17 protein-coding genes are annotated in these 22,378 nt (G+C 59.8%); 9 read left to right on the top strand and 8 right to left on the bottom strand.

Annotated features, from left to right (window positions below; all coding sequences use genetic code 11):
* The 6 genes from BMX68_RS07170 to BMX68_RS07145 all read left to right on the top strand — a co-directional run.
* On the top strand, positions 1-571 hold a 571-nt coding region (locus BMX68_RS07170), incomplete at its 5' end, for a class I SAM-dependent methyltransferase (RefSeq protein WP_017129771.1).
* 558 nt (positions 572-1,129) lie between these two features.
* The gene (locus BMX68_RS07165; RefSeq protein WP_074861983.1) at positions 1,130-1,861 is read left to right on the top strand and encodes a calcium-binding protein; all 732 of its coding nucleotides are present in this window, start codon (positions 1,130-1,132) and stop codon (positions 1,859-1,861) included.
* Positions 1,862-2,005: 144 nt separating this feature from the next.
* A complete protein-coding gene (locus BMX68_RS07160; RefSeq protein WP_017133914.1) occupies positions 2,006-3,805 on the top strand; it encodes a type I secretion system permease/ATPase in 1,800 nt (599 codons plus the stop codon).
* Positions 3,802-5,130 (top strand): HlyD family type I secretion periplasmic adaptor subunit, encoded by a 1,329-nt coding sequence (locus tag BMX68_RS07155; protein ID WP_017133913.1) that lies wholly within the window; start codon positions 3,802-3,804, stop codon positions 5,128-5,130. Before BMX68_RS07160 ends, BMX68_RS07155 begins: the two co-directional genes overlap by 4 nt.
* Before the next feature lies 1 nt (position 5,131).
* Entirely contained in the window at positions 5,132-6,487 is a 1,356-nt protein-coding gene (locus tag BMX68_RS07150) for a TolC family outer membrane protein (RefSeq protein WP_017133912.1), read from the top strand.
* A gap of 107 nt (positions 6,488-6,594) precedes the next feature.
* Entirely contained in the window at positions 6,595-8,136 is a 1,542-nt protein-coding gene (locus BMX68_RS07145) for a M10 family metallopeptidase C-terminal domain-containing protein (protein ID WP_017133911.1), read from the top strand.
* An 84-nt stretch (positions 8,137-8,220) separates the two neighbouring features.
* On the opposite strand, the gene BMX68_RS07140 is transcribed toward BMX68_RS07145, so the two are convergent.
* From BMX68_RS07140 to arnC, 8 genes are all read right to left on the bottom strand, one after another.
* Positions 8,221-9,828, bottom strand: coding sequence for an ArnT family glycosyltransferase (locus BMX68_RS07140; protein ID WP_017133910.1), 1,608 nt, complete (start codon positions 9,826-9,828; stop codon positions 8,221-8,223).
* Between the two features lie 99 nt (positions 9,829-9,927).
* Entirely contained in the window at positions 9,928-11,289 is a 1,362-nt protein-coding gene (locus BMX68_RS07135; RefSeq protein WP_017133909.1) for a UDP-glucose dehydrogenase family protein, read from the bottom strand.
* Entirely contained in the window at positions 11,286-11,693 is a 408-nt protein-coding gene (gene arnF, locus BMX68_RS07130; RefSeq protein ID WP_017133908.1) for a 4-amino-4-deoxy-L-arabinose-phosphoundecaprenol flippase subunit ArnF, read from the bottom strand. The genes BMX68_RS07135 and arnF overlap by 4 nt, the downstream gene beginning before the upstream one ends.
* Complete coding sequence (gene arnE, locus BMX68_RS07125; protein ID WP_017133907.1) at positions 11,690-12,034, bottom strand: 4-amino-4-deoxy-L-arabinose-phosphoundecaprenol flippase subunit ArnE; 345 nt, start codon at positions 12,032-12,034, stop codon at positions 11,690-11,692. Before arnE ends, arnF begins: the two co-directional genes overlap by 4 nt.
* Positions 12,031-13,680, bottom strand: a complete 1,650-nt coding sequence (gene arnT, locus BMX68_RS07120) for a lipid IV(A) 4-amino-4-deoxy-L-arabinosyltransferase (RefSeq protein ID WP_026013397.1) — start codon at positions 13,678-13,680, stop codon at positions 12,031-12,033. Before arnT ends, arnE begins: the two co-directional genes overlap by 4 nt.
* Positions 13,677-14,561: a 4-deoxy-4-formamido-L-arabinose-phosphoundecaprenol deformylase gene (gene arnD / locus BMX68_RS07115; RefSeq protein ID WP_017133905.1), complete on the bottom strand. Its 885-nt coding sequence runs from the start codon at positions 14,559-14,561 to the stop codon at positions 13,677-13,679. Before arnD ends, arnT begins: the two co-directional genes overlap by 4 nt.
* Positions 14,561-16,552, bottom strand: a complete 1,992-nt coding sequence (arnA, locus tag BMX68_RS07110) for a bifunctional UDP-4-amino-4-deoxy-L-arabinose formyltransferase/UDP-glucuronic acid oxidase ArnA (protein ID WP_017133904.1) — start codon at positions 16,550-16,552, stop codon at positions 14,561-14,563. The genes arnD and arnA overlap by 1 nt, the downstream gene beginning before the upstream one ends.
* Positions 16,549-17,562, bottom strand: a complete 1,014-nt coding sequence (arnC, locus tag BMX68_RS07105) for an undecaprenyl-phosphate 4-deoxy-4-formamido-L-arabinose transferase (protein ID WP_017133903.1) — start codon at positions 17,560-17,562, stop codon at positions 16,549-16,551. The genes arnA and arnC overlap by 4 nt, the downstream gene beginning before the upstream one ends.
* Before the next feature lie 856 nt (positions 17,563-18,418).
* On the opposite strand from arnC, the gene BMX68_RS07100 reads away from it, so the two are divergent.
* The 3 genes from BMX68_RS07100 (at position 18,419) to BMX68_RS07090 (ending at position 22,070) form a co-directional block, all read left to right on the top strand.
* Positions 18,419-19,360, top strand: a complete 942-nt coding sequence (locus BMX68_RS07100) for a sugar ABC transporter substrate-binding protein (protein ID WP_017133902.1) — start codon at positions 18,419-18,421, stop codon at positions 19,358-19,360.
* 64 nt (positions 19,361-19,424) lie between these two features.
* Complete coding sequence (locus tag BMX68_RS07095) at positions 19,425-20,972, top strand: sugar ABC transporter ATP-binding protein (RefSeq protein ID WP_017133901.1); 1,548 nt, start codon at positions 19,425-19,427, stop codon at positions 20,970-20,972.
* 60 nt (positions 20,973-21,032) lie between these two features.
* Positions 21,033-22,070, top strand: coding sequence for an ABC transporter permease (locus BMX68_RS07090; protein WP_017133900.1), 1,038 nt, complete (start codon positions 21,033-21,035; stop codon positions 22,068-22,070).
* Positions 22,071-22,378: the final 308 nt, after the last annotated feature.

Genomic DNA, 22,378 nt, shown 5'->3' with positions numbered 1-22,378 from the left:
GAGCTTGCCAATCAAAGCGTTTTGGCAGGCATGCGACCTACAAGTCTGGAAGGCCGATCAGCGAGCAGACCTGTTGTTTGCAGCGGCGGTGCTGCACTTCATCAAAGATCACAAGGTGTTGCTGCCACATTTATTGGCACAACTCAATCCCGGTGGCTGCCTGGCGGCGCATATGCCCAACTGGCGTGATGCACCCTGGTATCAATTGATGCTGGAAACCCTTGAGCACGGCGGTATCAATAACGGACCACTGGGGGATTTGCAACTGCGACGGTCTATGGCCGAGCGTTCGGTGCTGTCACTAGACGATTACTATCGTTTGTTGGCTCCGCTGACCAAGGACGTGGATATCTGGGAAACAGAGCACTTACAGATAGTCGAGGGCAACTCACCGATCTTCGACTGGGTCAAGGTCTCGGCATTACGTCCAGTGCTGCTGGCACTGGACGAGCAAGAACGGCAAAGATTTCTCGATCACTATCTGCCACGTGTTCATCAGGATTACCCACCGGAAGGGAATGGATGCACCCTGTTTCCGTTCAAACGGATCTTCATTCTCGCGACTGTTTGAGCGCGAAGGCGGCGATACCCGACGCGACATGGAAACGGAACCGCCCGAACACCCCATCGCTGTAGGCCTCGGTATCGGCCATGAATGGTGTTGGCTGCCACCTGCGCCCGCGATCCGCCGTTCCGGCACGACGGCAGTTGGCATTGGCGGCTGATAGGGTGTCGTCATAGAGATAGCTCAGGTTTCCCAGGACAGCCGGTCACGGCGCGGCGTTTGGTCGTCGTTGCGAATCATCTGACTTGGCGGTCCTGATCGCGGAGCTGTCGTGTCGACTTTTCTTATTAGAGTTGAACCCGAGTCAGATGGCCTTTTTGATAAATGGGCATTTGACCGTCGGGTGAGCGTTATTTACAGGTACCTTGAGGCAAGAATCAGTCCAATGTGCGCTCTCGTGATCGGGCCACGGTCTATTCGAATAGATTTTTTCATGCCTCAAGGATCTGGCATGAGTCTTCTTCATCCCAACACAGTGGCCTGAGTTGGGGACACAGGAGGCAGCGTTCGCAGCCTGCTGAAAAATCGTGGTCCGTATGTTTTTTCAAGAGTTAAGGATTTCCAGTGACAACACCCTATTCCAACACAGCGGCGGTCGTTCAGGGCTCGCCGAACAAAGCCGATGCCGGGTCACTCTCCGGTACGACAGGACTGCAAGACCGCACCTTGGGCAGCAGTGGCGACGACCGGATCGTCGGCGGCGCCGGCCACGACAGTCTCTACGGCGGCGACGGCAATGATCGCCTGAAAGGCGGCTCCGGCCATGACACGCTCTACGGTGAAAATGGCGATGACACTCTTGAGGGTGGTGCTGGCCACGATGTCCTCGATGGCGGTGACGGTGATGACCATCTCCATGGCGGTCTTGGTCACGACCTGCTCAAGGGCGGTGCCGGCGATGACACCCTGGCAGGCGGCACGGGTCATGACGTGCTCCACGGCGGTGACGGAGAAGACAGTCTCAATGGCGGAAACGGCCATGATCTGCTCGATGGCGGAGCAGGGCTCGACTGGTTGTCTGGCGGGCCAGGGCGCGACACGTTCCTGTTCTCGGCCGTCGCGGACTCGACACCGGACGCGGCCGACTGGATCGTGGACTTTGTCAGCGGTCAGGACACTATCGACCTGACGGGCATCACCGGGGGCGCGGGCCTGCATTTTGTCGAGACATTCAGCGGGCGGGCAGGTGAGGCCATGCTGGGTTACGACCTGCAAGTCGACTTCTCTGGAGACGGGCTGGCCGATTTCCGCGTCTATACGGTTGGCCAGGCGGCGGTCACAGACATCGTCGCCTGATGGGACCGTGACGAGCAGCGCACCGGCGCTGCTTCCGAGGGTGTAGCGAGGACTCATGATCGAGCCATTCAGCCGTCGTGGATCGACGGTGTGGTGGCCGTATCACTGCTGTCTCTTGAAATCAGGTCTAGTCAGGGAAGATCAATGAAGTCGTTGCAAACGATTGCCGACAGCCCTTTGTTCCGTGTGCTGGGCGACTATAAAAATATTCTAATCAGCGTCGGTTGTTTCACCGCCCTGATCAACCTGCTGATGCTGGCTCCTTCGATCTACATGCTCCAGGTCTATGACCGGGTGCTGACCTCACAGAACGAAACCACGCTGGTGATGCTGACGCTGATGGTGGTCGGGTTCTTTGCCTTTATCGGGCTGCTGGAAACGATCCGCAGCTTTATCGTGATCCGCATCGGCAGTGCATTGGAGCGACGCTGCAACCTGCGGGTCTACCAGGCGGCGTTCGAGCGTAATCTGTTTCGTGGGGAAGGCCACGCCGGCCAGGCGCTGGGCGACCTGACCCATATCCGCCAGTTTCTCACGGGACCGGCGTTATTTGCCTTCTTCGATGCCCCATGGTTTCCGATCTACCTGTTGGTGATCTTCCTGTTCAATCCCTGGCTCGGGGTCTTCGCCAGCGTCGGCGCGCTGCTGTTGATCGCATTGGCTTGCCTCAACGAGTCGCTGAGCAAAAAGCCGTTGCGCGAAGCCAGCGGTTATTCGCAGAAATCCAGCCAGTTGGCCACCAGCCACCTGCATAACGCCGAGACCATCCAGGCCATGGGCATGCTCGGTGCCCTGCGCACACGCTGGTTCCAGATTCACTCGCGCTTTCTCGCTCGCCAGAACCAGGCAAGCGACACCGGAGCAATCGTCACCTCGCTGAGCAAGTCCCTGCGCCTGTGTCTGCAATCGCTGGTGTTGGGCCTGGGAGCATTGCTGGTAATCAGGGGCGATATGAGTGCCGGAATGATGATCGCCGGTTCTATTTTGATGGGCCGGGTGTTGAGCCCGATTGATCAATTGATCGCCGTGTGGAAACAGTGGAGCACCGCCAAGCTGGCTTATCAGCGGCTTGACGAGTTATTACGCGAGTATCCCGAAGCGGCATCACCCATGAGCCTGCCCGAGCCCAAGGGGCAAGTGACGTTCGAGCAGGTCAGTGCCGGTCCGCCCGGCAGGCGCGGCGCGACCTTGCATCAGGTGAGTTTTAAGCTGGAGGCGGGCGAAGTGCTTGGAGTGCTCGGCTCCTCCGGCTCTGGTAAGTCGACCCTGGTACGGGTGCTGGTGGGCGTCTGGCCGACCTTGGGTGGTGTGGTGCGCCTGGACGGTGCGGATATCCATCGTTGGGACCGCAACCAACTAGGCCCGCACATTGGTTATCTGCCGCAGGCGATTGAACTGTTCAGTGGCACGGTCGCCGAGAATATCGCCCGTTTCAGCGACACCGACCCGCAGAAGGTGGTCGCGGCGGCGATCCAGGCCGGAGTGCACGAACTGATCCTGCGCCTGCCCCAGGGTTATGACACGGTGCTCGGCGACGCTGGCGGCGGCCTGTCCGGCGGGCAGAAACAACGGGTGGCATTGGCCAGGGCACTGTATGGCGGCCCGCGCCTGGTGGTTCTCGACGAGCCGAACTCCAATCTCGATGCCATGGGCGAGGCCGCCCTGAGCGCTGCTATCGCACAACTGAAGGCCCAGGGCAGCAGCGTGATCCTGGTGACTCACCGTTCCACTTCGCTGGCCCAGACGGACAAGTTGCTGGTGCTCAACGACGGTCGGATGCAGACCTTCGGCCCTCGCGCGCAGGTGCTCAAGGCGCTGTCCGCCACCGCCCAGGCCGCTTCTCCTCAGGCAGTCCCATCTCCGCCTGATGAACCGCTCTGCACACCGGACGAGTTGACCTTGAGTCGACAATACCGCGCACCGACACGGAGTAGCGGAGCATGATCCAAGACAACCTGATGCAGTGTGACAATACCCTGGAGCGCCCAGAGCGTGACGCAGGGTTTTTCGTCCGGACTGGCTGGTGGCTGGCGCTGTTGGGCGCCGGTGGCTTTTTTGCCTGGGCGGCCCTGGCGCCACTGGACCAGGGTATCGCGGTGCAGGGCACCGTGGTGGTTTCCGGCAAGCGCAAAGCGGTGCAGTCGTTGGGCGGCGGGGTGGTCGAGCGGATTCTGGTACGCGAAGGACAACTGGTGCGCCAGGGGCAACCGCTGTTTCGCCTCGACCAGACCCAGCGCTCGGCCGATGTCCAGTCCCTGCGGGCGCAGTACCGCATGGCCTGGGCCAGCCAAGCGCGCTGGCAGAGCGAGCGGGATAATCTGGTGCAAGTGCATTTCCCGGTTGAACTGAGCAGCGATGCCGACCCTCAATTGAACCTGGTACTCGAAGGTCAGCGACAGTTATTCAGCAGCCGCCGCGAGGCTTTTTCCCGTGAACAGGCGGGTATCGGTGCGGCTATCGAAGGCGCTACCGCGCAACTGGCGGGCATGCGCCGGGCTCGTGCCGACATGACGGCACGCGCCGACTCCCTGCGGCATCAACTGGATAACCTGCGCCCCCTGGCGGACAACGGCTATATCCCCGGCAACCGGCTGATGGAGTACGAGCGCCAGTTGTCGCAGGTGCAGCAGGACCTGGCGCAGAACACCGGCGAAAGCGGTCGGGTCGAGCAGGCGATCCTCGAGTCGCGGCTCAAGCTGGCGCAGCACACCGAGGAGTATCAGAAGGAGGTGCGCAGCCAGTTGGCCGATGCCCAATTGAAAACCCTAACTCTGGAGCAGCAACTGACTTCCGCCCGTTTCGAGCTGCGGCACAGCGAGGTCAGCGCGCCGGCCGAAGGCATCGCGGTCAACTTGAGCGTGCATACCGAGGGAGCAGTGGTCCGTGCTGGCGAGACCTTGTTGGAAATTGTGCCGCAAAGCGAGCGCCTGGAAGTGGAGGGGCATTTGCCGGTGAATCTGGTGGACAAGGTCGGCACCGCGTTGCCGGTGGACATCCTTTTCACCGCCTTCAACCAGAACCGCACACCCCGGGTCAGCGGGATTGTCAGCCTGGTTTCCGCCGACCAATTGCTCGACGAGAAGAGCGGGGCGCCGTATTACGTACTGCGCAGTTCGGTCAGCGACCTGGCCCTGGAGCAACTCAACGGGCTGGTGATCAAGCCGGGCATGCCGGCCCAGATGTTCGTGCGTACCGGCGAACGCTCGCTGCTCAACTATCTGTTCAAACCCCTGTTGGACCGTGCGAGTTCTGCCTTGATTGAGGAATAGGATGTTGTGCTCGATAAAAAAACCGCTGTGCCTGGCCGCTGTCCTGCTGTTGTTCATTTCCCTCGATTGCCAGGCCATGGGACCGTTCCGGGTCTATGAACAGGCGCTGCGTAACGATCCGCTATTTCTCGGCGCCCTGAAGGAGCGCGATGCCGGACAGGAGAACCGTGCCATTGGCCGCGCGGGGCTGCTGCCACGGCTGTCCTACAACTACAATCAGGGGCGCAACGACTCTCGGGCGACCTACTTCAACGAGCGCGGCAACAGCCATGAGGACCGACACTACACCAGCTCCGCTTCGGCGTTGATGCTGCAACAACCCTTGATCGACTACGAGGCCTATGCCAGCTACCGCAAGGGCGTGGCCCAAGCACTGTTCGCTGACGAGATCTTTCGCGGCAAGAGCCAGGAATTGCTGGTGCGGGTGCTGACCTATTACACCCAGGCGCTGTTTGCCCAGGAGCAGATCGAAATCGCCCAGGCCAAGAAGAAAGCTTTCGAGCAGCAGTTCCAGCAGAGCGAGCATCTGTTTCGGCACGGCGAGGGCACCCGCACCGATATCCTCGAGGCCGAGTCACGTTACGAGTTGGCCACTGCCGAAGAGATCGAAGCGCGCAACGTTCAGGATGCCGCCTTGCGCGAGCTTGGGGCGTTGATCGGCGTACCGACGGTCGGCGTGGCCGACCTGGCGCCCCTGAGCCAGGCTTTTCAGGCCTTCGCGCTGGAGCCTGCGAACTTCGACAGTTGGCACCAACTGGCGCTGAGCAACAATCCAACCCTGGCGTCCCAGCGTCAGGCGTTGGAAGCAGCGCGCTACGAGGTCCAGCGCCATCGCGCCGGACATCTGCCGAAGATCAATGCCTATGCCAGCCTGCGCAAGAGCGAGTCCGACAACAGCAATACCTACAACCAGCGCTACGACACCCACACCATCGGCATCGAGGTGAATGTGCCGCTGTTTGCCGGCGGCGCAGTGTCCGCCTCGGTGCGCCAGGCCAGCGCTAAGCTGGAACAGGCCGAGTACGAACTCGACGGCAAGACCCGCGAAACCCTGATCGAACTGCGTCGACAGTACAGCGCTTGCCTGTCGGGGGTGAGCAGGCTGCGAGCCTACCAGAAGGCGCTGAGCTCGGCCGAGGCCCTGGTGGTTTCCACCCGGCAAAGCATCCTCGGTGGCGAGCGGGTCAACCTTGATGCACTGAACGCCGAGCAGCAGCTCTACAGCACCCGCCGCGATCTGGCGCAGGCGCGCTACGACTACCTGATGGCCTGGACCAAGTTGCATTACTACGCCGGCACCTTGGGTGAAACCCATCTGGCCAGAGTTGATGAAGCTTTCACCGGGCGGGAGCCTTAGTGAGCGATTTCGACAGGATTTTTCATGAGATAAATCATTGAATACGTGCGCCGCTTTTTTGTGGTGCCCATGCTCTATTGGTTTGCTTTGTGAAAAAGGACTTCATTATGCTGACAGCTAAAATTTTTGCTCAAACAAGTCCTGCCTACCTGCAGGTCAAACATTTTCAGGTGGCGTCCGATCGCAATGCGGATGTGTTCCATCAGCAAAAACTTTCCTATTCGAACGATCAGGCGGCAGCGGCATTGATTCGTAATGCGGCGGGTTTTCAGGATCTGGATGGCGATGGCAGAATCGATGTTACTTATGAGTTCCTGGATCTTCCCTACGGGCCAAGACTTGCCAGTATCTTCGATCTGGATGGATTTACGCCATTCAACCCGCAGCAACAGAATCAAACCAAGTTATCGATGCAGTCCTGGGCGGACCTGGCGAATGTGAGCTTTCAGGAAAGTCATTCCGGTGGGTGCGATGGTCATCTGTATTTTGGCAACTACCAGATTAACCACGACGCTTCCGGCGAATCGGCGTTCACTCAGAATTTCTTTAGCCGTACTGATCAGACTTCCTATGTTTGGGCAAAGGTCAATGAGGCGAACGATATCAACAAGGCGCCGGCTGTTAATAATCTTGCGCGGTTTATCTTGGGCCATGAAATAGGCCATGCCCTGGGACTTGAGCATCCGGGTGATTACAATGCCAGCGACTCGACCCCGCTGGGTTATCAGCACGATGCGGTTTATGCGCAGGATACCGTTGCTTATAGCGTCATGAGCTACTGGTCGGAAAACTACGCGGGACATGATTTCAGTGACGACTATGGTGCCTACCTGATGGAGAACTATTCACCGTTGGGCATGCTGTTGGGAACACCGGTTGCGGTTGTGCGTGAGGCTTACATGAACTATTTCTTTCCCGTTGATCACCTGCGAACACATTCCTCCGCACCCTTGATGGATGATATCGCCGCCATCCAGCAGCTCTACGGCGCCAATATGAATACCCGTGTCGATGACACGATTTATGGCTTCAATTCAAATACCGGTCGCGACTTTCTGAGTGCTACGTCCTCTGCGGACAGGCCTCTATTTGCAGTCTGGGATGCCGGTGGCAACGATACGCTGGATTTTTCCGGTTTTTTCCAGGACCAGAAAATCAACCTCAATGAGCTTTCTTTCTCCGATGTCGCGGGCCTGGTGGGCAATGTGTCTATTGCCAAAGGTGTTGCGGTGGAGAATGCGATTGGCGGTTCTGGCCATGACCTGTTGATCGGTAATGCGCTGGCCAACGAAATTACCGGGGGAGCCGGCAACGACATTCTCTACGGCGCTGGCGGCGCCGACTTGCTGCGCGGTGGCGCCGGCCAGGACACCTTTGTGTTCGGTGCGGTGGCGGATTCGGCCTCTGGAGAGTCGGACTGGATCCTGGACTTTGTCAGCGGCGAAGACAAGATCGACCTGTCCGGGATCACCCAAGGGGCGAATCTGAAGTTCGTCAAGGCACTTACCGGTCAGGCCGGCGAGGCGATATTGAGCCATGACTTGGAGACGGGTCTGGCTACCTTGCAAATCGACTTCGCTGGGACCGGGAAGACGGATTTCCTGGTTACCACGGTAGGTCAGGCAGCGGTGACGGATATCGTGGTATGAGGTGATACAAAGAGATTGGCATTCAGGTGCTTCTCTCTTTTGGTGAGACGCTGAAAGGCGCGAACGGAGTGAGCAATCAGCGATCTAATGCTGTTTCAACAGCACAAAATCGTTCTTGTCGAAGCGCCCGCCCAGCACTGGCACCAGGGCGCCGATCGGCGAACCTCGCAGCTTCTGGTAATCCTGCTTATCCATTACCAGCCATGCCGGGCCGGTCACGGCCCGGAGCTGGTCCGCCGTGTCGGTAAACAGCGGTTGCAGGTCCTCGTCCAGATTGACCATGAACTTGATTGCTTTCGCGTCCTTGCCCATGGCGTGCAGGATCACGGGCGCCGGGTCCTGGCGGATCAGTTGCAGGGCGGCACGGGTGAAGGTCCGGGTGTCGTAGGCCGCGCGTTCGACGGGCTCGACCACCAGAATGTAGCTCGCCCATAGCGCCAGCACCGCGCAACCCGCCAGGCCCAGAGCCCGCCAACGGGCCTTGAACAACAAGGCCATGGCGAGTATTTGCAAGGCGCCCACCAGCCAGGGTACCAATCCCAGCGTCGGCAACGCTTCGGGAAAGCGCCGGTGCAGCATGATCATCCCAGCGATCAGCAAGCTCGGCAGGATCAGCCAGATCCCCTGGATCAAACCACGCAACCAGGTGAACAGCCGCCCCTGGATCGCATGGAACGGGAAGGCCGCGACAATCGCCAGCATCGGTAGCATCGGCAGGATGTATCGAGCCTTCTTCGCCTGCGGCACGGACAGCCCGAGCATCACGATCAGGCCGGCTGCCAAGCAATGCAGAACCAGTTGCAGGGCTGGCCCACGCTGCCGGCGAGCGTTTGCCAGCAGCGCGGCAACCACCAGTACCGCCAGCGGGTAGGCCAGTGCGTAATTGCCCAACGAACTGGTGAAGTAATACAGCACGCCGCTGGAACCTTCGCTGCCGTCCATCCGCCCGATGAACTGCATGCGGATCACTTCCGCGAGGAAGAGGTCGCCGCCGTCGAGCCAGGCGAGCCAGAGCAGCAGGCCGATGCAGGCGACCAACAGAGCCAGGGCCTGAAAGCCGAACATCAGCAAGCGCCGCCATTGACCGCCCAACAGATAGAAGCTACAGAGCATGCCGGTGGGGATCACCAGGCCGATGGGGCCGCGAATGGCGAAGCCCAGCACCAGCAGCGCGAAGATCCACACAGTGCGTTTCGGTGCGGCGAAATGTTCGGCGGCGTAGCCCAGGTAGAACACCGAGAGTCCGACCGCAGCCAACATCAGGTCTAGCGATATGGCACGGGTTTCGCTGACAAAGGTGTTGCTCAGCAGCAGCAAGGCGATGCTCAGTAACGCCCAGCGTGGCGAGTAGCCCGCGACCAGTCGGTACATCAGCACCACGATCCAGGCCGCTGCCAGCGCGCTGGGTAGCCAGGCCGCGAGAGTGTTGACCGCACCGAAGGGCAGGGCGCACAGCCAGACCAGGAAGGTCGAGAACGCCGAATAGTCGGGATAGGGTTCACCGTAGGTGGTGGGGAAGAATCCCGGACCGTGACGGAGCATTTCCTGGGCGAACAACACGAAGCGCGAGTCGAAGCCGATGACGGCTTGCTGATGGACCCCAGCAAGAAACAGCAACAGGGCAATCAGGCCCAGGCCGAGGGAGTGCCGATTCAGGGTAGTGCGTGAAGAGCACGTCGATGTCACGGCCATGCACCTGAAAAAAAGCGGGTAGGCCCGCAAGGAACTAAACCGCGGCCATTCGGAAATGGCCGTGCCCTGTGTCTATCTCCAGTAACCCCGACTCAGCGATCAGCCCTGATCGTGACGGGTCACCGGTAGATCGAGGGACGCACCGCGGCCAATGGCAAAGTAGCTAAAGCCCTTGCGCTGCATGCGGTTGGCGTCATACAGATTGCGCCCGTCGAAGATTACCGGGGCCTTGAGGCGCTGCTGGAGCCGATCGAAATCCGGCGCCTTGAATTGCTGCCATTCGGTGCAGACGATCAATGCGTCGGCCCCGACCAGGGTCGCCTCCGGCGTGCCCATCAGCGACAGGCCCGGCTCGTCCGGATAGAGGCGTTGGGTTTCCTGCATGGCTTGCGGGTCGAAGGCCCGTACTTGGGCGCCGGCAGCCCACAAAGCCTCCATCAACACACGGCTTGGCGCGTCGCGCATGTCGTCGGTGTTGGGTTTAAAGGCCAGGCCCCAGAGCGCGAAGGTCTTGCCCTTGAGGTCGCCTTTGTAGAATGCGTTGATACGGTCGAACAGCTTGTGTTTCTGCCGTTCGTTGATGGCGTCCACTGCCCGAAGCAGGTCGCTTGAGCAGTTGGCTACCTCGGCACTGCGGATCAGCGCGCGCATGTCCTTGGGAAAGCATGAACCGCCGTAGCCGCAGCCCGGATAAATGAAGTGATAACCGATCCGCTGGTCGGCGCCTATCCCCATGCGCACAGCTTCGATGTCCGCGCCCAGGTGTTCGGCCAGCTCGGCAATCTGGTTGATAAAACTGATCTTGGTTGCCAGCATGCAGTTAGCAGCGTACTTGGTCAGTTCCGCGCTACGCAGATCCATGAACATGATGCGGTCGTGGTTGCGGTTGAACGGCGCGTAGAGGTCGCGCATCACTTCACGCACTGCCTCACGCTCGCAGCCGATGATGATACGGTCCGGACGACGGCAATCTTCCACCGCCGAGCCTTCCTTGAGAAATTCCGGGTTGGAGACGATATCGAACTCCAGTTCGCGGTCGGCTTTGCGCAAGGCGCTTTCGATATGCGCGCGCAGGGCGTCGCCCGTGCCCACTGGTACGGTGGATTTTTCCACCAGAATCAGCGGCTCGAAGCGATAACGGGCAACGGCATCGCCGACCGAAAGAACGTACCTGAGATCGGCCGAGCCATCCTCGTCCGACGGTGTGCCGACGGCGATAAACAACACTTGGCCGTGCTCGATCGCCAGTTTCTGGTCGCTGGAGAAATGCAGGCGGCCACTTTCCAGTTGGGCCTTGACCATGATCTCCAGCCCTGGTTCGAAGATCGGGATATGGCCCTTGCGCAGCAATTCGATCTTGTCCTGATCAACGTCCATGCACACGACATCGTGACCCACTTCGGCCAGAACAGTCGCCTGTACCAGGCCGACATAACCGCTACCCATTACGCTGATTTTCATACGGAGTCCCTAGGACGGGGTGTACGTGGAGAGTTGATCGTGAGCACACCCAGGATGACCAGCGCCACCCCCAGTGTCTTGGAAAGGCTGAAACTTTCGTGGAAGAACGGCAGGCTGGCGGCCAGCAAGTAGACCAGCGCGTAGCTCACGCTGAGCAACGAATAGGCACGCCCCAGCGGTAGGTCGCGCAGGGTGGCCAGCCAGCAGAGCATCGACAGTGCGTAGGCAAGGATCGAGGCGCCGACCACGCCCAGCGCCAGCCAGGAGATATCGCCGATCATCAGTGTGTCCAACCACTGGCTGGGCTCGGGCAAGTGGGTCATGCCCCAGCGCATACCCAATTGGGCACCACTGACCAGCAGGACGCTGGCGCCAGCGAAAGTGAAACCGCGACACAGGTTCATAGATGCAACCCCAGCAATACCACACCGGCAATAATCAACGTCACGCCGAACCAGTGATGGCGATCAATCGGTTCCTTGAACAGGTAGTGCGCCACCAGGGTGATCAGCACAAAGTTCAGGCTGAGCATCGGATAGGCAATCGCGACCTCCAGTCGTTGCAGGACCAGCAACCACGCCAGCAGGCCGAGCGCGAGGCAGGCCAAGGCCAGCCACAACCAGGGCGAACGCAGTTTGCCGAGCAGGCCGATGGCGTTCTCGCGCCAGCTTTCCACGGCGAGCTTCTGGGCCACCTGGCCCAGGCAGGTCAGCAGGCAGGCGCCGAGGACAAGGAGCAGGGTCATGAGGCGCTTTGCGGAAAAATCAGGATGACTATATTGCCATCCTCGTAGCGGGTGTAATCCTTTGGCAGCATGGCGATTTCGCGCTGTTCTTCTGCGCCCTTGAGGCGCATCACCACGCCGACCTGGCCTTCACGCCGGGCATCGTCCATCCAGGCCTGGATCTGCGTCATGTCGCGGGTACGCTCGGTGGCTTCCGGGTAGCCGAGGCCGTACTTTAGTTCGCCCCTGGTGTTGTAGAGCGTGATGTCGGTACGTTTCAGGCGCCAGGCCAGGGCCGAGGCAGCGCCCAGGTCGTTGCTCAGCAGACGGTGGCTCTTGCTCAATTCCAGACTATGTTCGGCGATGAATTGGTCAGGCATCTTGTTATGCACGACAATGCTGGGCATGGCCGTGGGCACTAGCGCTACCAACAAGCCCATGCCCAAGGCAGGAAGGGCCCAGTATTTCAGCGGTCTGAACAGCGATATGACGTTGAGCAGAATCCAGCCGGCAATCATCAGGCACAACAGTGTCAGGTGAACGGGCTCGTCGTGGTAGAAGGGCTTCTTCAGTTGGAAGAACACCAGTGCAGCCGCCGCGAGCAGGCCCAGCACCAGGTTGAGCAGGCTATTGAGGCGTGGCACCGAAGCTTCGGCGCGAGCAATGCGCTCCATCAGCGAATGCCCCATGAGCAGGGCCAGCGGCATCAGGCACGGCATGATGTAGGTTGGCAACTTGCCCCGACTCAGGCTAAAGAACGCCAGCGGCAGCAGCAACCACAGCAACAGGAACACGCTGATCTGTTGGCCACGGCTCTTCCAGGCGTCCTTGAGGGTGGCCGGTAGATAAGCCGCCCAGGGCAGACTGGAGATGACCATCAGTGGCAGATAGAACCACCATGGGCGACCATGCTGGGCATCTTCGGCGGCAAAGCGACGGATATGTTCGTGCCAGAAGAAGAACCGCCAGTAGTCCGGCTCCTGGAGATGCACGGCAATCACCCAGGGCAGGCTGACCAACGCCGCCACGAACACCGCCACCAGGCCATAACCGAGCAATTCGCCGAAACGTTTGCGCCAGATCATGTAGGGCAGGGCGATCAGCACCGGCAGCAGTAGCGCGAGAAAACCCTTGGTCATAAAGCCCCAACTGCAGGCGAAACCCAGCGCGGCCCAGGACAGCAAACGGGCTTTTTTCGTGGTGCTGTCGATGGCAAGCCACAGCGCGATAAAGCTCAGGTTGACCCAGAAGGTGAACTGGGGATCGAGATTGGCGTAACCGGCCTGTCCGGCAATCAGGCCAAAGCTCATGAACAGGATGGCGGCGGCGAAGCTCTTGCGTGGATCGTTCCACAGGCGTGCGGCCAGCAGGTAGACCAGCAGCACGCTCAGGCCGGTGCTCAGGGCCGAGGCGAAACGCACGCCGAACAGGTTATGGCCGAAGAGCGCCTGGCCGAGGGCAATCATCCAATAGCCAGCGATAGGTTTCTCGAAGTAGCGCAGTTCCATGAAATGCGGCGCGGCCCAGTGGCCGCGCAGGAGGATCTCCTGGCCGATTTGTGCGTAGCGAGCCTCATCCGGGATCCACAGGCCCTTGGTTGCCAGCGGCGCCAGGTAAAACAGCAGGAAAGCGAGGAACAGTAATGGCAAAGCCCAGCGTCTAGTCATCCTTGCTGTACCCCCAGCCAGCCTTCGCGACCGTTAAGAACGCCGCGTACCAGCCGTCCTTCCGGCAACCGGTCACGTTGCGCCGGTAGCAGATTGACCAGGGGTTGAAACTCAATGTCGCGTGCGCTGGCTTGAGCCAGTAGTTGACGAAAATCACTTGCCATCAGAATCCCTTCTACTTCTGCGTGAATGGTGTAGACATTCAGTCGCGCCGGGCCGAACCGGTCGAGAATGAATGCGTTGAAATTCTCTGCGGCCAGGTCCGCGCCAACGACTTCGTCGAAGGTCGGCAGGTCCACGGGAATCTGCGGGGTGCCCAGGCTGCCATCCGCCAACCTTGGCAGAAACAGGCCGTGCCCCCGGCAATCGCTGTTATAGCGAAAGCCGAAATGCTCCTTGGCTTGCACGACGCGCTCATCCGCACGCCATCCGGCGACGGCGGAGCATTCGACGGCTTGCCCGGTGATATCGCTCAGGCAGTCGACACCGCGACGGATCTGTTCGATCAATTCGACTGCGCTCCAACGCCCTGCATTAGCCTGCCAGCCATGATGATCCCAGGCGTGCAGGCCGACTTCATGGCCGGCGGCCAGGGTCCGGCGCATCAGATGCCCCAAGTCGCGACCGATCGGCTTGCCCGGCCAGGCCGTGCCGGCCAGCAAGATATCCCAGCCGTACAGGCTGGCAGCCTTGGAGCGCAGCATCTTCCAGAAGAATCGCGGCTTGATGAGGCGCCACAAGTGGCGCCCCATATTGTCCGGCCCGACGCTGAAGAAGAACGTCGCCTTGACCTGGGCCTCGTCGAGCAATTCCAGCAACCGCGGCACACCTTCACGGGTGCCACGGTAAGTGTCCACATCGATGCGAAGTCCAGCCTGCATCAGCGCTGGTCCGCGATTTCGAGCATGGCTTCACGCAGGAAGAAATCCAGCGTGTTGCCGATGGTTTCGCTCATCTCGACGCTAGGTTCCCAGTTCAGCAGGCGCTTGGCGTTTTCGATGCTCGGCTTGCGATGTTCCACGTCCTGGTAGCCTGCGCCGTAGAACGCCTTGCTTTCCACCTCGCGGAAACCCGCGAACGGGGGGAAGTTGCCGCGCAGCGGGTGGGCTTCGAACTGACGCAGCAGCTCTTCGCCCAGCTGGCGGATGCTGGCTTCGTTGTCCGGGTTACCGATGTTGATCACCTGGCCGTTGCAGCTATCGTTCTCGTTGTCGACGATACGTGCCAGGGCCTCGATGCCATCGGCAATGTCGGTGAAACAACGTTTCTGCTCGCCGCCGTCGAACAGGCGGATCGGCGTGCCTTCCACGAGGTTCAGAATCAGTTGGGTGATGGCACGGGAGCTGCCGATACGAGCCGAGTCCAGGCAGTCCAGGCGCGGGCCCATCCAATTGAACGGGCGAAACAGGGTGAAGTTCAAGCCTTTGGCGCCATAGGCCCAGATCACACGGTCCAGCAGTTGCTTGGAGACCGAGTAGATCCAGCGTTGCTTGTTGATCGGGCCGACGATCAGGTTCGAGGTGTCTTCGTCGAAGTTCTTGTCCTGGCACATGCCGTAGACTTCGGAGGTCGACGGGAAGATCACGCGCTTGTTGTACTTGACGCAATAACGCACCAGCTTCAGGTTTTCTTCGAAGTCCAGTTCGAAGACGCGCAACGGGTTGCGGGTGTATTCAATCGGAGTGGCGATGGCTACCAGTGGCAGGACTACATCGCACTTCTTGATGTGATACTCGATCCACTCGGAGTGGATGCTGATATCGCCTTCGACGAAATGGAAGTTCGGATGGCTGCGCAGACGCTCGATGGCATCGGAACCGATGTCCAGGCCATAGACTTCGTACTTGTCGTCACGCAGCAGACGCTCGGACAGGTGGTTACCGATAAAGCCGTTGACCCCCAGGATCAGTACACGGGTGCGCCGTGGCTTACGGCCCGACTCGGCGCCCCGCAGCACGGACCCCTCAACCAGGCCCAGTTCACTGGCCAGTTGCGGGCCGCTGAGGAACAGGCCGTTTTCATTGCGCTGGCCGGCATTGATCCGCAGCGAATCTTCACCACAGGCGATACGCAACGGGTCCACGCTGATCACCCCGCCCGGCGCCCGGCCTTCGTCGCCTTTGACGACATCGGCGGCCCAGACGATCAGCTTGTGCTCGCCCACGGCGCAGAACGCCCCTGGGTAAGGCTGGGTGACCGCGCGAACGAGGTTGAACAGTTCTTCGGCTGGCTTGCTCCAGACCAGTTTGCCGTCAGCCGGGGTACGACGACCGAAGTAGCTGGCTTGGGATTCGTCCTGAACGGTTTCGCTCAGCTCGCCTTGAGCCAGTTGTGGCAGGACGTCGCGCAAGAGGCTGGCGGCGCTGTCACGCAGCTTGGAATGCAGGCTCAGGGCGGTATCGCAACGTTCGATGGCGATCCGATTCTGCGCCAGGATGCCGCCGGCATCGGCACGCTTGACCATGCGGTGCAGGGTCACGCCAGTCTCGGTTTCGCCGTTGACCAGCACCCAGTTGGCAGGCGCGCGACCGCGATAACGGGGTAGCAACGAACCGTGCAGGTTGAATGCACCCTTCTTGGCGATGCTCAGCAGTTCTTCACTGAGTAGGTTGCGATAGTAGAAGGAGAAGACGAAGTCCGGACTCAGTTTGGCGATGCGCTCGACCCACAGCGGGTGGTTGGCGTCTTCCGGTGCATGCACCGGGATGCCCTTGAGTGCGCACAGTTGGGCAACGGAACCGTAGAAGGTTTTTTCCTTCGGGTCGTCGGCATGGGTAAACACCGCGGCAATTTCATAGCCAGCGTTCAGCAGGGCTTCGATGCCTGCGCAACCGATATCGTGATAGGCGAAGACAACGGCTTTGGGACTCATGATGCGACCTGATTGGCGGGAGTGGTAGAAGAACATTCAGTGCTGGCGCTGCTGGAACGCGGTTGGCTACGCGACACTTTTTCGATAAAGAATCGTGGGCGGGCGCGGACATCGCTATACATACGCCCCAGGTATTCGCCCAACAGGCCCATACCGATGAACTGGCCGCCGGTGAACACGAACAGCACGGCGAACAGCACGAACATACCGTCACCGGCCCACGCGGCACCGAAGATCAGGCGCAGGACGATCAGCATCAGCGCGAACAGTACACCGAGGCCAGCCATGGTGAAGCCAATGATGCTCAATAGCCGCAGGGGCGTGGTGGTCATGCAGGTGACCAGGTCGAACATCAGGTTGATCAGGCGCATCGGGCTGTATTTCGAGTCGCCGTGCTCACGCTCGGCGTGTTGCACCAGCAGCTCGGTGGTGTGGCGGGCGAAGCTATTGGCCAGGATGGGGATAAAGGTGCTGCGCTCGCGGCAGGCGAGCATGGCATCGACGACACTGCGACGGTAGGCGCGCAGCATGCACCCGTAGTCGCTCATGGCTACCCCGGTGGAGCGCTGCACGGCCAGGTTGATCAGGCGCGACGGCCAGCGACGCAGGGCCGAGTCCTGGCGATTGTTGCGCACGGTACCGACGACGTCGTAACCCAGCGCGGCCTGTTCCACCAGGCGCGGAATTTCTTCCGGCGGATTTTGCAGGTCGGCATCCAGAGTAATCACCACATCGCCGATGGATTGTTCGAACCCAGCCATGATCGCGGCGTGCTGGCCGTAGTTGCGATTGAGAATGACCGCAACGACCGGGCTGTCTTCGCGTTCGGCGGCTTCCTGAAGAATCTCGGCGGAGCGATCACGGCTGCCGTCATCGACCAGGATGATTTCCACGTCCTGGGTCAGTTGCGCACAAGCCGCTTGGGTACGACGCAACAGCTCGGGCAGGCTCTGTTCTTCGTTGTAGACCGGTATGACGATCGATACGCGCTGGATTGGATAAGGTTTCAAAGGTTTCTTTCCAGAATGGTTTCAATAATGCAGACGATGATCGGTGTCATCGTGTGGCAAATCGGACTCGTATACGCCTCAATCGGCCTGTACCAGTCATAGCGGCGGACACGGAACAACCCATGAAAGGATGCCAATACATTAATCGGCATCCGGGGACTAACGCCTGAAACCTGGAAAGGCACTGCTGTGCAAGAGTGGTATCTTCATGATTTTCATAGACTCCCTGACATAAGATCGGACATGGGCCTACGGTAAACGCTGAAATGTGAAAAGCCTATGAAAGATGGATCAACAACCTGTCCTTTTTGCCATCCAGACAGCCTGTATTCAGGAAATGATTCATTGGCCCCGCCACGCCACGGACCACCCTCCATGAGTGCCTCAATCTGCTGGACTTAACGTTCCTCGGGGTTGCCCGCAGCACGCCGGTACGAATCCCTGCCGGCCCCGGCCATGACGAAGGGCTACCTAACCATTGGCAAATAACTTCTCATTTCGGCAGAATAAATAATTCTAAAAAGTGTTGATATGGAAATTATTTTCCAATAAAGTCATTTGCAGGTTGCCGACTTATCATGTCTCGCCGATTCAGATTCATTGAGTCTGCTGCGGGCGAACCAACAAAAACAACAGGTGCCGTCGATGAAAACCTTCACTGCCGCACTGCGTCTGCGACGTACCTCACCTCACCGCCCATGCGAGTGCCTCGCGCCCGCATCCTCGTTTTGCGCTCTGGAACCTCATGCCGCTGTGCTGTCGAACGCAAGGGCAGCGTGCCTGTGCGTTGAAATAAAGGAGTGCTCTGAAAGGCTTCCCTCATAAAATCAACAACAATTGTGGAGACAGAATATTCATGGACACCAAGATTCGTTTCGCTTCGCTGGCCTTGTCTCTGCTGTTCGCCAGCGGCGCGGCCATGGCCGACCTGAGGATTGGCGTCAGCATGTCGCAGTTCGACGACACCTGGCTGACCTACCTGCGCGAGAACATGGACAAGAAAGCTCAATCGATACCCGAGGGCGTCAAGCTGCAGTTCGAAGACGCCCGCAGTGACGTGGTCAAGCAGTTGAGCCAAGTGGAAAGCTTCATCAGTCAGAAGGTGGATGCCATCGTGGTCAACCCGGTGGACACCGCTGCCACCCGGAAAATCACCGAAGCTGCGGTCAAGGCCGGCATCCCACTGGTCTACGTCAACCGCCGTCCCGACGACCTGAACCTGCCCAAGGGCGTGGTCAGCGTCGCTTCCAACGACCTGGAAGCCGGCCAGATGCAGATGCAGTACCTGGCCGACAAGTTGGGCGGCAAAGGCGAGATCGTGATCCTGCTGGGTGACCTCGCCAACAACTCCACCGCCAATCGCACCAAGGGTGTCAAGGAAGTCCTGGCCAAATACCCGAACATCAAGATCGACCAGGAGCAGACCGGAGTCTGGTTGCGCAACAAAGGCATGGACCTGACCAATGACTGGCTGACCCAGGGTCGTAAGTTCGATGCAGTGGTCTCCAACAACGATGAAATGGCCATCGGCGCGTCCATGGCTCTGAAACAGGCCGGGGTGGAGAAAGGCAGTGTGCTGATCGCCGGGGTCGATGGCACGCCGGACGGCTTGCGGGCCGTGGAGAAAGGCGATCTGACCGTCTCGGTATTCCAGGATGCCAAGGGCCAGGCCGACGGCTCTATCGACACGGCGATGAAAATGATCAAGAAGGAGCCGGTCGAAGCCGTGGTATGGGTGCCGTACAGGTTGATCACCCCACAAAACGTCAAGGATTTCAAACAAGCTTCGTCTCAATAACAACAATAAACCGGCAGGGTAATTCGTGACGCCTTGCCCACCCCGAGCTGAGGAGTCCCTAACCATGCTCGCTAGCGTGACTGCTGCGTCCACCGTCAACGCCACCGCTGGCGGTTCGCCCTACCTGCTGGAAGTGATCAACGTCAGCAAGAGCTTCCCCGGTGTGATTGCCCTGTCCAATGTACAGTTGCGGGTTCGCCCTGGTTCGGTGCTGGCGCTGATGGGCGAAAACGGGGCTGGCAAGTCGACCTTGATGAAAATCGTCGCCGGCATCTATCCGCCGGACGCTGGCGAACTGCGCCTGCGTGGCAAGCCAGTGACCTTCGATGCCCCCTTGATGGCGTTGCAATCGGGGATCGCGATGATCCACCAGGAACTCAACCTGATGCCGCACATGAGCATCGCCGAGAACATCTGGATCGGGCGCGAGCAACTCAATCGCTTCCACATGATCGATCATCGCGAAATGCATCGTTGCACCACGCACTTACTCGATCGTCTACGTATCGACCTCGACCCGCAAGAGCTGGTGGGCAACTTGAGCATCGCGGAACGGCAGATGGTCGAGATCGCCAAGGCGGTGTCTTACGATTCGGACGTATTGATCATGGACGAGCCCACCTCGGCCATCACCGAGAAGGAGGTCGCTCACCTGTTCTCGATCATCGCCGACCTCAAGTCCCAGGGTAAGGGCATCGTCTATATCACCCACAAGATGAACGAAGTCTTCAGCATCGCCGATGAAGTCGCGGTGTTTCGCGACGGCCAGTACATCGGCCTGCAGCGGGCCGACAACATGGACAGCGACAGCCTGATCTCGATGATGGTCGGGCGTGAGCTGAATCAATTGTTCCCGGTGCGCGAGAAGCCTATCGGCGAGTTGCTGCTGTCGGTACGGGACCAGCGCCTGGATGGGGTCTTCCAGGGCGTGTCGTTCGACCTGCATGCCGGGGAAATCCTCGGGATTGCCGGTCTCATGGGCTCCGGGCGGACCAATATTGCGCAAACCTTGTTCGGCATTACCCCCGCCAGCGGTGGCGAGATCCGCCTGGACGGCAAGTTGCTGCGAATCAGCGATCCGCATCTGGCGATCGAGAGGGGTTTTGCGCTGCTGACCGAGGATCGCAAACTCAGTGGCCTGTTCCCTTGCCTGTCGGTGCTGGAGAACATGGAAATGGCGGTATTGCCACACTACGTCGGCAACGGTTTTATCCAACAAAAGGCCCTGCGTGCCCTGTGCGAGGACATGTGCAAGAAACTGCGGGTCAAGACCCCGTCTCTGGAGCAATGTATCGATACCCTGTCTGGCGGCAACCAGCAGAAAGCCTTGCTTGCGCGCTGGCTGATGACCAACCCACGGGTGCTGATCCTCGATGAGCCGACCCGTGGCATCGATGTCGGGGCCAAGGCCGAGATCTATCGGCTGATCGCTTACCTCGCTGGCGAGGGCATGGCGGTGATCATGATTTCTTCGGAACTGCCGGAAGTGCTGGGCATGAGCGACCGAGTGATGGTCATGCATGAAGGCGACCTGATGGGGGTCCTGGACCGCGGCGAAGCGACTTCGGAGCGGGTGATGCAACTGGCGTCGGGTATTGCGGCGATTCACTGACTTTATCAAGGTGGGCACCGCATACCGGGGTCTGTCGGTGGCAAAGGAGAATAAGCGGTCATGAGCGCAGTCCTGGAAAACAAACCGGCGGACAACAAGCCCGCCCTGGCACCGATCAAGCACCGTCGACGGTTGCCGAGCGAACTGAGCATCTTCCTGGTACTGATCGGGATTGGCCTGGTCTTCGAGCTGGCCGGCTGGATCGTCCGCGATCAAAGCTTTCTGATGAGTTCCCAGCGTCTGGTGCTGATGATCCTGCAGGTATCGGTGATCGGCCTGCTGGCCATCGGCGTGACCCAGGTCATCATCACCACCGGGATCGACCTGTCCTCCGGCTCGGTGCTGGCGTTGTCGGCGATGATTGCCGCCAGCCTGGCGCAGACCTCGGACTTTTCCCGGGCAGTGTTTCCGTCGCTGACCGACCTGCCGGTGTGGATACCGCTGGCGGCTGGGCTGGGTGTCGGGCTGCTGGCGGGGGCGATCAACGGCAGCATCATCGCCGTGACCGGGATCCCGCCTTTTATTGCGACCCTCGGCATGATGGTCTCGGCCCGAGGCCTGGCTCGATACTACACCGAAGGGCAGCCGGTGAGCATGCTCTCGGACGCCTACACGGCCATCGGTCACGGGGCGATGCCGGTGATCATTTTCCTGGTGGTGGCGGTGATCTTCCATATCGCCCTGCGCTACACCAAGTACGGTAAGTACACCTATGCCATCGGCGGCAATATGCAGGCGGCCCGCACCTCGGGGATCAACGTCAAGCGCCATCTGGTGATCGTCTATAGTATTGCCGGGCTCCTCGCCGGGCTGGCCGGGGTGGTGGCTTCAGCCCGAGCAGCTACCGGGCAGGCCGGAATGGGCATGTCCTATGAGCTGGACGCGATTGCCGCGGCGGTCATCGGCGGCACCAGCCTGGCCGGCGGCGTGGGGCGTATTACCGGCACGGTGATCGGTGCGCTGATTCTCGGGGTCATGGCCAGCGGTTTTACGTTTGTCGGAGTCGACGCCTATATCCAGGACATCATCAAGGGCCTGATCATCGTGATCGCGGTGGTTATTGACCAATACCGCAACAAGCGCAAGCTCAAGCGCTAGAGCTCAGGCTTCCGAGGTGGGAGCGTTGCTTGTCGGGCGGCGTTCCGATAAAGCTTTTGAGCGCCCCGGCGGCTTTTTTCCGGATTAGCCCAACCCTCAGTTGTGCCGTTTGTCCCCTGAGTGCGGGCACTGAACGAAATTTCTTGTTATAAACACACTCCGATGCGCATCCATGAAAGGGCTCCAGGACGCTCGTCCGAAGCTATCGGAGGATTTTTGCTGTCATTTCAGTTGCTGACTCGATAACTCGGCCTTAGACTGCCGCCCCTCGTAAATTGAGTGCCGGGTGGCGCTTGGAATGGACGGCG

Source organism: Pseudomonas agarici, from assembly GCF_900109755.1.
Lineage (GTDB): Bacteria > Pseudomonadota > Gammaproteobacteria > Pseudomonadales > Pseudomonadaceae > Aquipseudomonas > Aquipseudomonas agarici.
This window is presented reverse-complemented; position numbering and strand designations above follow the sequence as displayed.

Bases quoted from the DNA above. Each gene is read 5' to 3' on its own strand.
- BMX68_RS07160 (WP_017133914.1), top strand. From the start codon at position 2,006: ATGAAGTCGTTGCAAACGATTGCCGACAGCCCTTTGTTCCGTGTGCTG.
- BMX68_RS07155 (WP_017133913.1), top strand. From the start codon at position 3,802: ATGATCCAAGACAACCTGATGCAGTGTGACAATACCCTGGAGCGCCCA.
- BMX68_RS07150 (WP_017133912.1), top strand. From the start codon at position 5,132: ATGTTGTGCTCGATAAAAAAACCGCTGTGCCTGGCCGCTGTCCTGCTG.
- BMX68_RS07145 (WP_017133911.1), top strand. From the start codon at position 6,595: ATGCTGACAGCTAAAATTTTTGCTCAAACAAGTCCTGCCTACCTGCAG.
- BMX68_RS07140 (WP_017133910.1), bottom strand. From the start codon at position 9,828: ATGGCCGTGACATCGACGTGCTCTTCACGCACTACCCTGAATCGGCAC.
- BMX68_RS07135 (WP_017133909.1), bottom strand. From the start codon at position 11,289: ATGAAAATCAGCGTAATGGGTAGCGGTTATGTCGGCCTGGTACAGGCG.
- arnF (WP_017133908.1), bottom strand. From the start codon at position 11,693: ATGAACCTGTGTCGCGGTTTCACTTTCGCTGGCGCCAGCGTCCTGCTG.
- arnE (WP_017133907.1), bottom strand. From the start codon at position 12,034: ATGACCCTGCTCCTTGTCCTCGGCGCCTGCCTGCTGACCTGCCTGGGC.
- arnT (WP_026013397.1), bottom strand. From the start codon at position 13,680: ATGACTAGACGCTGGGCTTTGCCATTACTGTTCCTCGCTTTCCTGCTG.
- arnD (WP_017133905.1), bottom strand. From the start codon at position 14,561: ATGCAGGCTGGACTTCGCATCGATGTGGACACTTACCGTGGCACCCGT.
- arnA (WP_017133904.1), bottom strand. From the start codon at position 16,552: ATGAGTCCCAAAGCCGTTGTCTTCGCCTATCACGATATCGGTTGCGCA.
- BMX68_RS07100 (WP_017133902.1), top strand. From the start codon at position 18,419: ATGGACACCAAGATTCGTTTCGCTTCGCTGGCCTTGTCTCTGCTGTTC.
- BMX68_RS07095 (WP_017133901.1), top strand. From the start codon at position 19,425: ATGCTCGCTAGCGTGACTGCTGCGTCCACCGTCAACGCCACCGCTGGC.
- BMX68_RS07090 (WP_017133900.1), top strand. From the start codon at position 21,033: ATGAGCGCAGTCCTGGAAAACAAACCGGCGGACAACAAGCCCGCCCTG.